Origin of the sequence: Streptomyces sp. NPDC056161 (assembly GCF_042268025.1) — a bacterium.
GTDB lineage: Bacteria > Actinomycetota > Actinomycetes > Streptomycetales > Streptomycetaceae > Streptomyces.
Window position 1 is genome coordinate 45631 of sequence record NZ_JBHJUV010000057.1, and the last position, 14001, is coordinate 59631.

At 72.1% G+C, this 14001-nt stretch carries 12 protein-coding genes and 3 pseudogenes; 6 read left to right on the forward strand and 9 right to left on the reverse strand.

What is annotated here, in order from left to right:
• Window positions 1-49 precede the first annotated feature (49 nt).
• From ACFC09_RS37210 to ACFC09_RS37225, 4 genes are all read left to right on the forward strand, one after another.
• The gene (locus ACFC09_RS37210; RefSeq protein WP_376535922.1) at window positions 50-709 is read left to right on the forward strand and encodes a YitT family protein; all 660 of its coding nucleotides are present in this window, start codon (window positions 50-52) and stop codon (window positions 707-709) included.
• Window positions 706-1473, forward strand: a complete 768-nt coding sequence (locus ACFC09_RS37215; protein WP_376535924.1) for a glycerophosphodiester phosphodiesterase — start codon at window positions 706-708, stop codon at window positions 1471-1473. Before ACFC09_RS37210 ends, ACFC09_RS37215 begins: the two co-directional genes overlap by 4 nt.
• Before the next feature lie 74 nt (window positions 1474-1547).
• Window positions 1548-2891, forward strand: coding sequence for an MFS transporter (locus ACFC09_RS37220; RefSeq protein WP_376535926.1), 1344 nt, complete (start codon window positions 1548-1550; stop codon window positions 2889-2891).
• Between the two features lie 289 nt (window positions 2892-3180).
• A complete protein-coding gene (locus tag ACFC09_RS37225) occupies window positions 3181-3555 on the forward strand; it encodes an RNA polymerase-binding protein RbpA (protein ID WP_010046329.1) in 375 nt (124 codons plus the stop codon).
• Between the two features lie 186 nt (window positions 3556-3741).
• Here the strand turns inward: ACFC09_RS37225 and fxsA are convergent, their stop codons facing one another.
• The 4 genes from fxsA to ACFC09_RS37245 form a co-directional block, all read right to left on the reverse strand.
• Window positions 3742-4305 carry an FxsA family membrane protein gene (gene fxsA / locus ACFC09_RS37230; protein WP_376535928.1) on the reverse strand — a complete coding sequence of 188 codons (564 nt, stop codon included), beginning with the start codon at window positions 4303-4305 and terminating at the stop codon, window positions 3742-3744.
• 102 nt (window positions 4306-4407) lie between these two features.
• The gene (locus ACFC09_RS37235) at window positions 4408-5199 is read right to left on the reverse strand and encodes a polyprenol monophosphomannose synthase (RefSeq protein WP_376535930.1); all 792 of its coding nucleotides are present in this window, start codon (window positions 5197-5199) and stop codon (window positions 4408-4410) included.
• A 532-nt stretch (window positions 5200-5731) separates the two neighbouring features.
• Window positions 5732-7345, reverse strand: a complete 1614-nt coding sequence (locus ACFC09_RS37240; RefSeq protein WP_376535932.1) for an amidohydrolase — start codon at window positions 7343-7345, stop codon at window positions 5732-5734.
• A 334-nt stretch (window positions 7346-7679) separates the two neighbouring features.
• The gene (locus ACFC09_RS37245; protein WP_376535934.1) at window positions 7680-8120 is read right to left on the reverse strand and encodes an Lrp/AsnC family transcriptional regulator; all 441 of its coding nucleotides are present in this window, start codon (window positions 8118-8120) and stop codon (window positions 7680-7682) included.
• A gap of 268 nt (window positions 8121-8388) precedes the next feature.
• On the opposite strand from ACFC09_RS37245, the gene ACFC09_RS37250 reads away from it, so the two are divergent.
• On the forward strand, window positions 8389-8826 hold the full coding sequence (locus tag ACFC09_RS37250) for a hypothetical protein (protein ID WP_376535936.1): 438 nt from the start codon (window positions 8389-8391) through the stop codon (window positions 8824-8826).
• A gap of 10 nt (window positions 8827-8836) precedes the next feature.
• Here ACFC09_RS37250 and ACFC09_RS37255 read toward each other — a convergent pair.
• The 3 genes and pseudogenes from ACFC09_RS37255 to ACFC09_RS37265 form a co-directional block, all read right to left on the reverse strand.
• Window positions 8837-9575 (reverse strand): annotated as a pseudogene (locus ACFC09_RS37255) (phosphotransferase family protein); the annotation flags it as partial.
• Between the two features lie 20 nt (window positions 9576-9595).
• A pseudogene (locus tag ACFC09_RS37260) lies at window positions 9596-10215 on the reverse strand (hypothetical protein); the annotation flags it as partial.
• Between the two features lie 257 nt (window positions 10216-10472).
• The gene (locus ACFC09_RS37265; protein WP_376535938.1) at window positions 10473-11699 is read right to left on the reverse strand and encodes an acyl-CoA dehydrogenase family protein; all 1227 of its coding nucleotides are present in this window, start codon (window positions 11697-11699) and stop codon (window positions 10473-10475) included.
• Window positions 11700-12033: 334 nt separating this feature from the next.
• On the opposite strand from ACFC09_RS37265, the gene ACFC09_RS37270 reads away from it, so the two are divergent.
• Entirely contained in the window at window positions 12034-13293 is a 1260-nt protein-coding gene (locus ACFC09_RS37270) for a glycoside hydrolase family 18 protein (protein ID WP_376535940.1), read from the forward strand.
• Window positions 13294-13578: 285 nt separating this feature from the next.
• Here the strand turns inward: ACFC09_RS37270 and ACFC09_RS37275 are convergent, their stop codons facing one another.
• Together ACFC09_RS37275 and ACFC09_RS37280 are read right to left on the reverse strand one after the other, a co-directional pair.
• On the reverse strand, window positions 13579-13719 hold the full coding sequence (locus ACFC09_RS37275) for an SCO1431 family membrane protein (RefSeq protein ID WP_376535942.1): 141 nt from the start codon (window positions 13717-13719) through the stop codon (window positions 13579-13581).
• A gap of 140 nt (window positions 13720-13859) precedes the next feature.
• Window positions 13860-14001, reverse strand: a pseudogene (locus ACFC09_RS37280) (peptidase C39 family protein); the annotation flags it as partial.

Below are 14001 nucleotides of genomic sequence, written 5' to 3' on the forward strand. Positions count from 1 at the left end.
CACAGAGTGCCATGAGTCAGGCCACCATCTCCATACAGGGGGTATTCCTTTGTCCACACGCAGCCCCGGCCGTCTCGGGCGACGGTTGGTCCAGTTGTACGTCGGTCTCGCGCTGTACGGCGCGAGTTCGGCACTCCTCGTCGCGGCGGGCCTGGGCCTGGAGCCCTGGAACGTGCTGCACCAGGGCCTGGCCCGGCTCACCGGGCTGACCATCGGCGTGGTGTCGATCGCCGTGGGCGCCGCGGTGCTGCTGCTCTGGATCCCGCTGCGCCAGCGCCCCGGCCTCGGCACGGTCTCCAACGTCGTCGCCGTCGGACTCGCCATGGACGGCACCCTCGCCCTCGTCCCGGAGCCGCGCACGCTCGCCGTGCGGATCCCCCTGATGCTCGCGGGCATCGTGCTCAACGGCGCCGCGACCGGCCTCTACATAGCGGCGCGCCTCGGCCCGGGTCCGCGGGACGGCCTGATGACGGGGCTGCACCGGCGCACCGGCCGCTCGATCAGACTGATGCGCACGGCGATCGAGGTCGCGGTCGTCGTCACCGGTTTCGCCCTCGGCGGCACGGTCGGTGTCGGCACCTTCCTGTACGCGCTGTCCATAGGGCCGCTGGCACAGGTCTTCCTGCGGGTGTTCGCCGTTCCGTCGGCATCCCGCGGCAGCGCGGCCGTTGCCGCCGGGTCACCCGGACGGGCGATACTGCGTCCGTGAGCACGCCGCGACGCCACCCCTACCTCGACCATCCCGGGCCGATCCCGTTCGCCCACCGGGGCGGTGCCGCCGACGGTCTGGAGAACACCGTGGCGCAGTTCCGGCGCGCGGTCGGACTCGGCTACCGGTACATCGAGACGGACGTGCACCGCACCGCGGACGGGAAGCTCGTCGCCTTCCACGACGACACCCTCGACCGGGTCACCGACGGAGCGGGCCGGATCGCCGACCTCCCCTGGTCGGCCGTACGCGACGCGCGCGTGGCGGGCAGCGAACCGGTGCCTCTCTTCGAGGAGTTGCTGGAGACCTTCCCCGAGGTGCGCTGGAACGTCGATCTCAAGGCGGAGCCGACGCTGCGGCCGTTCCTGGACCTGGTCGAGCGCACGGACTGCTGGGACCGGATCTGTGTCGGCTCCTTCTCCGAGGGGCGGGTGGTGCGCGCCCAGCGGCGCGCCGGGCCGCGGCTCGCCACGTCGTTCGGCACCCGGGGCGTGCTGGGGCTGCGACTGCGTTCCTGGGGGCTGCCCGCCGCCGTGCGCCGTTCCGCGGTCGCCGCGCAGGTCCCGGAGTCCCAGTCGGGCATCCCCGTGGTGGACCGCCGCTTCGTCCGCGCGGCACACGCGCGGGGGCTTCAGGTGCACGTGTGGACGGTCAACGAACCGGAACGGATGCACCGGCTCCTCGACCTCGGAGTCGATGGCATCATGACCGATCACATCGACACGTTGCGCAAGGTCATGGAGGACCGGGGCGTCTGGGCCTGACCGCCCCCGTCCCGACCGGGCCCGTGCGCGGGCACCTTCAGGGCGGCACCTTCAGCGGGGAAGCGAGGGCACGGGTGAGCACGCAGACCGTGCGGGCGGGGGCGGCCGACGTCGCCGAACGGCGGCGCGAACAGCGCGGCTGGTACTTCTACGACTGGGCGTGCTCGGTCTACTCGACGAGTGTCCTGACCGTCTTCCTCGGTCCCTATCTGACCTCGGTCGCCGAAGCGGCCGCGGACTCCGACGGCTTCGTGCACCCGCTCGGGATACCCGTGCGGGCGGGTTCGTTCTTCGCCTACTCGGTGTCCCTGTCGGTGATCCTCGCGGTCGTGGTCATGCCCCTGGCGGGCGGCCTGGCCGACCGCACCGGCCGCAAGAAGCACCTGCTCGCGGCCGCCGCGTACACCGGGGCCGCGGCGACGACGGCCATGTTCTTCCTGGACGGCGACCGCTATCTGCTCGGCGGGCTGCTGCTGATCGTCGCGAACGCGGCGCAGTCCGTGGCGATGATGCTCTACAACTCCTATCTGCCGCAGATCGCCGGGCCCGAGGAGCGCGACGCGGTCTCCTCACGCGGCTGGGCCTTCGGCTACGCGGCCGGCGCCCTGGTGCTGGTCGTCGATCTGGTCCTCTACTCGGCACACGACTCCTTCGGCCTGTCCGAGACGGCCGCCGTGCGGATCTGCCTGGCCTCGGCCGGCCTGTGGTGGGGCGCCTTCACACTCGTGCCGCTGCGCCGGCTGCGCGACCGCCGCTCCACCGTCGCCGCCGTCACGGCCCCCGGGCTGCGGCAGCTCGCGGCGACCGTGCGCGACATGCGCCGGCATCCGCTGACGCTGGCCTTCCTGCTCGCCTACCTCGTCTACAACGACGGCATCCAGACGGTGATCTCACAGGCGTCGGTCTACGGTTCCGAGGAACTGGGACTCGGCCAGTCGACGCTGATCGTGGCGGTGCTGCTGGTCCAGGTGCTGGCCGTGGCGGGAGCGCTGGCGATGGGGCGGCTGGCCCGGCTCTACGGCGCGCAGCGCACGATCCTCGGCTCGCTCGTCGCGTGGACGCTCACGTTGGCGGCCGGATACTTCCTGCCCGCCGGGGCGCCGGTGTGGTTCTTCGTGCTCGCCGCCGGGATCGGGCTGGTGCTCGGCGGCAGCCAGGCGCTGTCCCGGTCCCTGTTCTCGCACCTCGTCCCGCCGGGCAAGGAGGCCGAGTACTTCGCGGCCTACGAGGTGAGCGACCGCGGGATGAGCTGGCTCGGCCCGCTGCTGTTCGGTCTCACCTACCAGCTGACCGGCAGCTACCGCTCGGCGATCGTCTCCCTGGTGGCCTTCTTCGTCATCGGGTTCGCGCTGCTCGCACGGGTTCCCGTGCGCAGGGCGATCGGCGAGGCCGGGAACCCGGTCCCGGGGAAGATTTAGCACGGATTTAGCGCTCGCCGCCAAAGGACGGTAGTGTACGCGTTTGGCCTGCCAGGCGTACCGTTACTGCGCGTCAGAGTTACCGAAACGCTGGGTGACATCTGCTAGTAGATGTGACAAACCAGGCGCCGATGGGTACTGCACTGGTTGACAAGGCTGCGGCTACGACGGCGACGCATGACCCGGAACGGGACTCGGGACGGGAATCTTTACCGCCGACCGGACGTTGACCGGATGACGACGACAGCGACACCTGTCCTGTGGGCGACAAGCCCGGGAGGCACGATTCATGAGTGAGCGAGCTCTTCGCGGTACCCGCCTCGTGGTGACCAGCTACGAGACGGACCGCGGTATCGACCTGGCCCCGCGCCAGGCCGTGGAGTACGCATGCGAGAAGGGGCACCGCTTCGAGATGCCCTTCTCGGTCGAGGCGGAGATCCCGCCGGAGTGGGAGTGCAAGGTCTGCGGTGCCCAGGCACTCCTCGTGGACGGCGACGGCCCTGAGGAGAAGAAGGCCAAGCCGGCGCGCACGCATTGGGACATGCTGATGGAGCGGCGCACCCGCGAGGAGCTCGAAGAGGTCCTTGAGGAGCGTCTGGCGGTCCTGCGCTCCGGGGCGATGAACATCGCGATTCATCCCCGGGACAGCCGAAAGTCCGCCTAGCGAGCAGCCGGACAACCACGCACGTGAACTACCGCGGGCGCCGTACGTGAGTCAGACGTACGGCGCCCGCGGTTTTGCGTCCCACCGTTCTGCGTCCCACCGTTTTGCGTCACGCGGTTCTGCGTCATCCCGCCGCCGCAGGAACGGGGGCAGCAGGAACAGGGGCGGCGCAGGGCGCGGCGGGCCTCAGCGGGTCAGGGGCGGGCGGGGCTCGCCCGTCGCGTCCCCCGGTGCGTCGGCGTCGTCCTTGACGACCTCACCCTGGACGACCTTGCTGTCGGGACGGTGAATGCGGGCCTGCTGGAAAGCGTCGCCCAGGGAGCCCGGGGCCGCTTTGCGCAGACGGCGCTCGAAGATTCGCTCCGCGTACCGGCTCACGGCCTGCTGGACCGGGGGGATCAGCAGCAGCAGACCCGCCGCGTCCGAGATCAGCCCCGGGATGATCAGCAGCAGGCCGCCCAGCATCATCAGGCCGTTGCCGCCGCCGCGCTCCGGGGAACCACCGCGCTGCATCGCCTCGTTCAGGCTCCGGAAGGCGCGGCGGCCCGCCCGCTTGATGACCACAGAACCGGCCACGACGCCGGCCACCAGCAGCAGGAACACCGTCAGACCGCCCGCCGCTCCGGCGACCCGGGTCAGCAGCCAGATCTCCAGCACGAACCAGACGGCGATGCCCAGCGGCAGATACCGGCGCAGTCGGGAGCGGCGGGGCCGGGCGGAGGGCGGAGGGGTCTGATCGCCAGTCGTCATACTCCCAGTGTGCCTGGGTCCTGCTCTGTACGGGACAAGGGGGCGGCCGACGCCCGAAGGGGCACGGGCCACCGTGACCTCAGGCCCCCCTCCGGCCGAGTGTCAGGAATTGCCCTTGCCCGTGATCTTGCCGACCCGTTCGCCCACGCCCCAGGAGGTGACCCGCCACAGGGCCTCCACGAGGATGTCGCGGCTCATCTTGGAGTCGCCCAGTTCCCGCTCGACGAAGGTGATCGGGACCTCGACGACGTGGTAGCCCGCTTTGACGGCACGGCGGGCGAGATCGACCTGGAAGCAGTAGCCCTGGGAGGAGACCTCGTCGAGACCGAGACCTTCGAGGGTCTCGCGGCGGAAGGCGCGGTAGCCGCCGGTGATGTCGCGCAGTGGCAGGTCGAGGGCGAGCCGCGAATAGAGGCTGCCGCCGCGGGAGATGAACTCCCGGCTCCTGGGCCAGTTCACCACCCGGCCGCCCGGCACCCAGCGGGAGCCCAGCACCAGGTCGGCGCCCTTGAGCGCGGTCAGCAGACGGGGCAGTTCCTCGGGCTGGTGGGAGCCGTCGGCGTCCATCTCGACCAGCACGCCGTAGCCGTGCTCCAGGCCCCAGTGGAAGCCCGCGAGATAGGCGGCGCCGAGGCCCTCCTTGCCCTTGCGGTGCAGCACCTGGACGTGGTCGTCCGCGACGGCGAGTTCGTCGGCGAGCTTGCCCGTGCCGTCCGGGCTGTTGTCGTCGGCCACCAGCACGTGCGCCTCGGGGACGGCCTTGCGTACCCGGCCGACGATCGCCTTGATGTTCTCCGCCTCGTTGTAGGTCGGGATGATCACCAAAGCCGTACCGAGCGGACCGAACTGCCTTCCCCCGGACTGAGCCGCGGGGGTCCCGTCGCCGTCGTTCACTGCTGTCCCTTCATGTCGTACGCAGGGGTCCACCATAGTGGCCGTCGCCTGCGATGACGTGCTGACTGGTTTGTGTGGCGGTGTCGATTCCGCAAGAGCGGGGTAAGAGCACGCGCCCGGCGCGGGTTCCCGCTGCGGATGGAGGCCCGGCGCCCTTCGGGCCGACCTGGGACCCGCTGGCTGCGGGTCGACCGAAAGCCGTTGTCTACTGAGCGTCCGGGCCCCACCCGGGTCGCACCTCCCCGACCGGCCGGAACGTTCCCTCGTCGGCGCGGGCGCTGAGCCTGGCTCCCAGCGACGGTGCACCGTGCGGCACACCGTCCCTGACCCAGCGGCGCTGCGACAAGTGCGCGGAAGCTCCCCGGTCGGGCGTCCGGTGGTGGACTCGGCCGAACCTACCGGCCCCCGGCCGCAGGCTGTCAACAGCCGTTTGACCTGCATGGATACCTGTCCGTCCCAGGACGTCGCGGAGGATGCGCAGGTCGCGCGACGCGACGGCGGACGACGATCGCCGCCGCGCCACCCCGGGAGATCACTCGCCCGGCCCTACGAACACCGTCCGCCCGCCCACCACGGTGCGCAGACAGACCGGCAGGTCACGGCCCGGGGTCAGGTCGGGCAGTCCCGGCGTGCCCGAACGCGGGTCCGTCGACCAGCGTGCGACGCGGTCGTCCGGTGCCTGCACGACCAGTTCGTCGGTGCGCCACACCGCGTAGTCCGCGGGCGCGCCGGGCACCAGGACGCCCGCGTCGTCCCGGCCCACGGCCCGCCAGCCGCCCCGGGTGTGCGCGGTGAACGCGGCGCGTACCGAGATGCGGTGCTCGGGCGTGCGGTGGAAGGCCGCCGCGCGGACCGTGCCCCAGGGGTCGAGGGGGGTGACGGGGCTGTCGGAGCCGAGGGCGAGGGGGACGCCCGCCCGCAGCAGGGCCGCGAACGGGTTGAGCGCACGGGCCCGCTCCGGGCCGAGCCGCCGGGCGTACATGCCCTCCGCACCGCCCCACAGCGCGTCGAAGGCGGGCTGGACGGAGGCGGTCAGGCCCAGTTCGGCGAAGGCGGCGATGGTCTCGGGCGTGAGGAGTTCCGCGTGCTCCACCCGGTGCCGGGCCGCGCGGACCCGGCCGAGACCGATCTTGTCGGCGGCGGCGCGCACGCCCTCCACCACGGCCGTCACCGCGGCGTCCCCGATGGCGTGGAAGCCCGCCTGGATCCCCGCCTCGGCGCAGGCGATCACGTGCGCGGTGACCGCGGCGGTGTCGAGATAGGCGACGCCGGTGTGGTCGGCGTCGGCGTAGGGCTGGTGCAGGCAGGCGGTGTGCGAGCCGAGGGCGCCGTCCACGAACAGGTCGCCCGCGGCGCCGAACGCTCCCAGCTGCCGGGCCTTCGCGACGCCCTCGTCGGCCTGTTCGGCCCAGTAGCCGACGACGCGCGGGCCGGGCTCCCGCGCGGCCAGCTCCAGCAGGCCGGTGAAGTCGTCCTCGGAGGAGATCCGCGGGCCGCCGCACTCGTGGAGGGTGCCGATGCCGAGGGAGGCGGCGTGCGCGAGGGCGGCCCGCTGCGCCTCGGTGCGCTGGGCGGGTGTGACGGCCGCGAACGCCGCGGCCCGCACGGTGTGGTGGTCGTCGCCGGTGAGCGGGGCGTCCTCGCGCGTGATCCGGTCCGGCAGCAGGTCCAGCAGGGCGGTGCTCACGACGGCCGAGTGGACGTCGATGCGGGAGAGGTAGAGCGGGCGCCCGCCGGTGGCCTCGTCCAGTTCCGCGCGGGTCGGGGGCCGGCCGCCGGGCCAGCGGGCGGCGTCCCAGCCGTGTCCGAGCAGCACCCGGTCCCCCGGGCGGGCGGCGGCGAACTCACGCACCAGGGCCAGTGCCGCCTCGCGGGTGGGGGCCGCCGACAGGTCGAGGCCGGTGCGGGCCAGGCCGGTGGAGGTGAGGTGCACATGGGCGTCGGTGAAGGCCGGGGTGACCAGGGCGCCGTCCAGGTCGACCACCTCGTCGACGCCCTCGGCGAAGGCGTCGGCGGCGCCCTCGGAACCGACCCAGGCGACCTGGCCGTGCTCCACGACCATCGCGGTCGCGAAGGGGTCGGCGGGACTGTGCACTTCTCCTCGACGCAGGAGAACGGTCTTCGGGTCGGAGGGTCGCTCGCTCATGCCCCACAGTCTCTCGCGGATCACCGGCCGCACGGCACTCGGGGCGCACCGCGGGGGCACTCGCCGACCGGGCGGATACGGACGGGTGCGCCCGTCCGCACCGGCGCCGCCGGGCGCACACCGACGGGGCCACCACGTCCGCCGGGTCCGCCGGGGCCGCCGAGACCGCCGTCTCCGCCGAGCCGACGGAGACGGCAGATCAGATGGAGAAGGCAGCGACGGCAGAGACCAGAGAGACAACGACCAGCGACCCGAGACCAGAGACAGAGACCTCAGAGGATCGTGCGGTGCGCCGTGCCGCCCCGCGGCTCGGTGCGCCGCGCCACCCCGCGGCTCAGATCTTCGGCGGCCGGGCCTCGTAGGGCGTGGACAGGACCACCGTGGTACGCGTGGACACGCCCGCGAGCGACCGCAGCCGGGCCAGCAGTTCCTCCAGTTCGTGCGGTGTGCCCACGCGCACCTTGAGGATGTAGTTCTCGTCGCCGGCGACGCTGTGGCACGCCTCGATCTCGGGGACACCGGCGAGGCGGTCCGCGATGTCGTCGGGCGCGCTGGGATCGAACGGTTTCACCGAGATGAAGGCGGTCATGGGCAGCCCCACGGCCTCGGGGTCGACGATCGCGGCATAGCCGCGGATGACTCCGCGCTGTTCCAGCCGGCGCACCCGCTGGTGCACGGCCGACGTGGACAGGCCGGTGGCCCTGCCCAGGTCTGTGTAGCTCATCCGCCCGTCGGTGACGAGCAGCTGCACGATCTGACGGTCCAGCTCCTCCATGGCGCCAAAACCTACAGTGCGCTCGATCTCCTCGGATACCCGAGCAACCCAGGTCATACCCGGTTTGAGACACCTCCGGGGGTCGGCGACCGCGTTACGGAGGGACAAATCCGCCGCACCGGGCGGCAACGAACGTCATGTGACGAACGCCACAGCCTTTGGACTGGCTCCGTAATGTTCTCGTGATTACCGCCGAGAGCGGACGGGAAATGCTTGCTGTGGTCGAGGCCGCAGCGCCTTCACGGCCCAGCCCGAGGGGGAGAATCCCATGCAGAGTCTTAAGCGCCCTGGTCGTACCGCGTCCAAACGGCAGCAGCCGGCGGTCGAGCCCCAGCCGGAGGGCGTCGAACCCTACGCCGACGACATCGAGGAACTCGACGCCTACGACACCTTCGAGATGTACCGGGTGATCTGCCCGGACTGCGCGCAGCCCATCGCCCTGCTGGCGGACGAGGACGTCCTGCCGGAGCACGCGCTGTGCGCCTCGCCGTGGAACCCGTTCGGCCTCACGGTGTGCTCGGGCACGGGCCGTTCGGCCGCCGAGGCCCGGTCCGCGGACGAGTCGGTCACCCCCCAGGAGCAGGACACCGCTCTCCTGCTGACGCTGCCGCAGAGTCTGAACTGGCGGACGCAGCCCTTCTCGCACGTCGGCGGCCCGAGTTCGCGCCCGATGCGCGTACCGGAAATGCGCCGCCAGGCCGCCTGAACCGGCCCGGTCAGTCCCGGTAATCGCCCTGCACCATGGCACGCAGACTGTCGTGGTGCAGGATCAGTGTGTCCGGGCCCGCCGGCCGGGCGACCTCTCCGAAGTGCAGTTGCCGGTAGGCGATGCGCAGCATCACGATCGCGTGCCGCAGGGTGGCGTACAGGATGTGGAAGTCCATGTCCCGGGGCGGGCGGCCGGTGAGCCGGGCGTAGCGCTCCTCGACGCGTTCGCGGCGCAGCAGGTCCGGCAGTCCGCGCTGTCCAGCGGCCACCGTCAGATCGTGGAAGAAGCGGTGCAGGTAGACCGTCCAGCCGAGGTCGACCTCTCGCGGGGCGAGCGCCGCCATCTCCCAGTCGAGCACGGCGACGGTCGAAGCCGTCGTAGACGACGTTCCCGATGCGTGCGTCTCCCCAGGTGAGCACGGGTTGTACGGGCTCCCGTGGCCAGAGTTCGGCGAGCCGGTCGAACGCGGCCTCGATCAGCGGTGACCTGGGCAGGCCCTCCACCACCCAGGCGTAGTAGTCGCGCTGGGCGGTGACGTGCCGCCGCAGGCAGTCGCCGTCGCCCGGCAGCGCGAGGAACCCGGCCTCGGCCGGGGGCACCTGATCATGCAGCCGCGCCAGCAGCCCCACCGTGGCGGCCTCCAGGTGCGCGCGCTCCGCCGGGCTCGCCGCGTGCAGCCAACTCCCCTCGTACGTATAGGGCATGACGTCCGGAGACACCCGCCCGGCGACCCGCTCCATGACGGGCCCGGGAGGAGGGCGGCGCAGCGGACGGGGCACCAGATCCAGTGGAAGCCCTCGGTCGGCTGCTCCTCGGCGAACCGCCCGCCCTCCTCCCCCGTGACCGGCCGCACGCCCCAGCTGCGGTCACGGGTGCCGGTCCACTCGGCGGCATCGACCCGCAGTTCCTCGTCACCGGCCCGGATCACGCCCGCCACGGTGCCGGCCTGGACGAATCGGCGCCCCTCCAGGGTCAGCCGGTCGCCGCGGCGCTGGAGGTGGTGGGGCTCCCGGCGGGGAAGGCGGCGGTCCACGTCAGGTCGTACGACAGCGCGCCCTCGCCCGTCAGCCGCAGCCGGCGCAGCGGCTCCTCGACCTCGATCCTGAGCGGGCCGACGGCGAGCCGCATCCGGTCCTCGCCGAGCACGTCCGAGGCACGCACCGCGTGCAGGGTGTCACCGAGCCGGAGAGTGGCGTAGGCGTCGATCACGCCGAGGTTGGGGTAGACCCCGAGCCCGATGATCAGCAGGGCGCGTCCGTGGTGGTCGAGGACGTGGAAGATGCAGCGGTCGTAGGCGTTCCGGTCCCCGGTGGCCAGGTGCTTCATGGACAGCGGCACCTGGTGGACGGGGTACTCGTCGAGCGGTACGGGACGGTCGTCGGCCACGGCATCCCCCAGGAGACAGTGGAGCTGACGGTACGTCAGCAAACCGGACGAAGCCAGAGGCGGAACAGGACGGACCCGGACGCCGACCCGGACTCGGACGCCGACCCGGACGTCGACCCGGACGGCCGGTCCGTCCGGCCGCCGCGGTCATCCGCCCGTGGCGGCCGGAAGCCGTACCCGCCCCGGACCGCGGCCCCCATCGGGTGCGCCCGGAGCGGAGTGCGCCCGGAGCGGGTGCGGCCCGACGCCCGTCCGGCTCAGCGCCCCTCGGGCCCCGCCAGATGACGGGCGATGACCATCCGCTGGATCTGGTTGGTGCCCTCGACGATCTGGAGGACCTTGGCCTCGCGCATGTAGCGCTCCACCGGGAAGTCGGCGGTGTAGCCGTACCCGCCGAGGATCTGCACCGCGTCGGTGGTCACCTGCATCGCGGTGTCGGTGCAGTGCAGCTTGGCCATGGCCGCCTGCTTGGCGAACGGAAGACCCGCGTCACGCAGCCGGGCGGCGGCCAGGTAGAGCGCGCGGCCCGCCTCGATCTGGGTCGCCATGTCGGCGAGCAGGAAGCGCAGGCCCTGGAAGTCGGAGATCGGCCGCCCGAACTGCCGGCGGTCGGCGGCATAGCCGACGGCCTCGTCCAGCGCCGCCTGGGCCAGCCCGATCGCACAGGCGGCTATGCCGAGCCGCCCGGAGTCGAGCGCGGCCAGGGCGATGGCGAAGCCCTGGCCCTCCTCGCCCACCCGCCGCCCGTCGGACACCCGCACGCCGTCGAGGTGGAGCTGGGCGGTGGGCGAGCCCTTCATGCCCATCTTCTTCTCCGGGGCCGCCGCGCTCAGGCCCGCGGCGTCGCCGGGCACCAGGAAGGCGGTGATCCCGCGCGCTCCCGCCGCTCCGGTACGCGCCATCACCGTGTAGAAGTCGGCGACCCCGCCGTGTGTGATCCACGCCTTGGTGCCGTCGATCACCCAGTCCCCGCCCCGCCCGGCCCCGCTCGCGCCGGCGGCGCCCCCGTCCCGGGCGGCGACCCCGTCCGCGCGCACCGCCCTGGTCCGCAGGGAGGCGGCGTCCGAGCCGGAGGACGGCTCGGAGAGGCAGTAGGCGCCGAGCAGTCCGCCGCCGAGCATGGCGGGCAGGTGTTCGGCCCGCTGTTCCTTGTTGCCGTGGGCGGCCAGCGGATAGCAGGCCAGGGTGTGCACACTGACCCCGAGGCCGACGGTGAGCCGGGCCGCGGCCAGTTCCTCCAGGACCTGGAGGTAGACCTCGTAGGGCTGGTCACCGCCGCCGTACTCGGAGTCGTAGGGCAGGCCGAGCAGTCCGGATTCCGAGAGCAGGGTGAAGATCTCGCGCGGGAAGCGCCCGGCGTCCTCTTCCTCGGCCGCTCGCGGGGCGATCTCGCGGTGGGCGATCTCGCGGACGAGCGAGATCAGGTCCCTGGCCTCGTCCGTGGGCAGCTGACGCTCCACGGACCGAGGGGCGCGGTCGGACATGACGACGGTCTCCTCCCTTGTCGGGCGCATCGGCGAACGCGCGCCTTGGGTGGGGCGGCTCCGCCTGGGTCGTTCCCACGCCGTCGCGGCGCGCGCTCCCGGGTCACGGAAGGCGCCGGCCTGCGGCTGTGTGCTGTGAGTATGCCCGATCGGCACTCTTCGGTCACCAGTTAACGAGCGCTTACTCCGGGAGGTGTTCCACCTGCCCCTGATCCTGAAACTGGTCCGAACCATTGACCCGAGTGGTCTAGTCCTCCTAACCTCTCGGATCAACGCTTGACCGCGTTCATGCCAATCGGCACGCGTTCCCTCTCCCCCACGAGGAGACACACCGATGCACGTTTCCCTTCGTTCCCGCCGCCCCCTGCGGGGGCTGCTCTCGGCCGTGTGCAGCGCCGTCCTCGGCGCCGGGCTGCTGGCCGGCGCGGGCAGTGCCACGGCGGCCTCCCCCACGGCCGCCGCCACCGCCCCGGCACCGAAGGCCGCCGCCGCAGGCTCCAAGGTCGTCGGCTACTTCACGGAATGGGGCGTCTATGACCGCAACTACCTCGTCAAGAACGTCGAGACCTCCGGCTCGGCCGACAAGCTGACCCATATCAACTACGCGTTCGGCAACGTCACCGGCGGCAAGTGCGCGATGGGCGACTCCTACGCGGCGACCGACCGGGCCTTCACCGCCGCGGAGTCCGTGGACGGCGTCGCGGACACCTGGGACCAGCCGCTGCGCGGCAACTTCAACCAGCTCCTCAAGCTGAAGCAGAAGCACCCCGGCCTGAAGATCCTGTGGTCCTTCGGCGGCTGGACCTGGTCCGGCGGCTTCGGTGAGGCCGCGAAGGACCCGGCCGGGTTCGCCCAGTCCTGCTACGACCTGGTGAACGACTCCAAGTGGGCCGGTCTCTTCGACGGCATCGACATCGACTGGGAGTACCCGAACGCCTGCGGCAACACCTGTGACACCAGCGGCCGGGACGCCTTCAAGAACGTCATGGCGGCGCTGCGCTCGAAGTTCGGCTCCAGCGGCCTGGTGACCGCGGCGATCACCGCGGACGCCTCCAGCGGCGGCAAGATCGACGCGGCGGACTACGCGGGCGCGGCACAGTACGTCGACTGGTACGACCCGATGACGTACGACTTCTTCGGCGCCTGGGACGCGACCGGTCCGACGGCCCCGCACTCGCCGCTGACCTCCTACTCCGGCATCCCGAACGCCGACTTCAACACCTCCGCGACCATCGCGAAGCTGAAGGGTCTCGGTGTACCGGCCGACAAACTGCTGCTCGGCATCGGCTTCTACGGCCGCGGCTGGACCGGCGTCACCCAGGACGCCCCCGGCGGCACGGCGACCGGCCCGGCGGCGGGTACCTATGAGCAGGGCATCGACGACTACAAGGTGCTCAAGACCAAGTGCCCGGCGACCGGCACGGTGGGCGGCACCGCGTACGCCAGGTGCGGCAGCGACTGGTGGAGCTACGACACCCCGTCGACCATCGCGACCAAGATGGCCTACAAGAACGAGCAGGGCCTCGGCGGCACCTTCTTCTGGGAGCTGAGCGGGGACACCTCGAACGGCGAACTGATCAACGCCATCGGCTAGACCCACGGCGCACGGCGAGGCGGGGCGGGGGCGAGGGGCCCGCGTCCCGCCTCTGCCGTCCCGGCGGGCCTGACCCGCGGGCGGCGCCGGACAGGTGGGGTCCGGCCCTGCGATGTCACCCAGGGCCGCCGCGACGGCTGTCGATGATGGCGCGCAGGGCCCCCGGCGGCGGCTGCCGATCGGTGCGGTGCACGCGTCCACGGCCCGACGGCGGCGCGCAGTCGGGCGGTGTCCGGTTCGGACCCTGCCTTGAAGGGGCCCGGGACTCCGCCGCGGGTCAGAACGTCACAGCAGGCCCAGCTGGGTCACGAGCATCGCCAGGACCACGACCAGGGCCCAGCCCACCACGTGTTCGACGATCTTCGGCCCGTTGTCCCGGGGGCCACCGGTGCGGGTGCGGGCGGTGGCGGCTGAGTGTGCGGTCATGGCGTCTCACTGGGTCGGCTGCGCTGGACGGATTCCCCCACCGTGCTGTCCACCATGCCACCGCCGACGGCCCGCGCCGCGGAGAGGTTGGTCACAGGCGCACGGCCCCCGGTGCCACAGGGGCCGTGCCACCCGCGGGCTCAGCGCACGCCGACCGCCGCGAGCGCCTGCCGCTGGCGCGCCGTCGGCTGCGCCGGGAAGTAGAGGTAGCAGACCCCGCCGGTGCCCGAGGCCACCGTTCCACTGGCGTTGTACCGCTTGGTCCTGAGCCAGATGTTCTCC

Excerpts from the sequence above, each read along its gene's own strand:
- fxsA (WP_376535928.1), bottom strand. The coding sequence starts at position 4,305 with ATGACGACTGGCGATCAGACCCCTCCGCCCTCCGCCCGGCCCCGCCGC.
- ACFC09_RS37270 (WP_376535940.1), top strand. The coding sequence starts at position 12,034 with ATGCACGTTTCCCTTCGTTCCCGCCGCCCCCTGCGGGGGCTGCTCTCG.
- ACFC09_RS37275 (WP_376535942.1), bottom strand. The coding sequence starts at position 13,719 with ATGACCGCACACTCAGCCGCCACCGCCCGCACCCGCACCGGTGGCCCC.
- ACFC09_RS37225 (WP_010046329.1), top strand. The coding sequence starts at position 3,181 with ATGAGTGAGCGAGCTCTTCGCGGTACCCGCCTCGTGGTGACCAGCTAC.
- ACFC09_RS37240 (WP_376535932.1), bottom strand. The coding sequence starts at position 7,345 with ATGAGCGAGCGACCCTCCGACCCGAAGACCGTTCTCCTGCGTCGAGGA.
- ACFC09_RS37250 (WP_376535936.1), top strand. The coding sequence starts at position 8,389 with ATGCAGAGTCTTAAGCGCCCTGGTCGTACCGCGTCCAAACGGCAGCAG.
- ACFC09_RS37265 (WP_376535938.1), bottom strand. The coding sequence starts at position 11,699 with ATGTCCGACCGCGCCCCTCGGTCCGTGGAGCGTCAGCTGCCCACGGAC.
- ACFC09_RS37245 (WP_376535934.1), bottom strand. The coding sequence starts at position 8,120 with ATGGAGGAGCTGGACCGTCAGATCGTGCAGCTGCTCGTCACCGACGGG.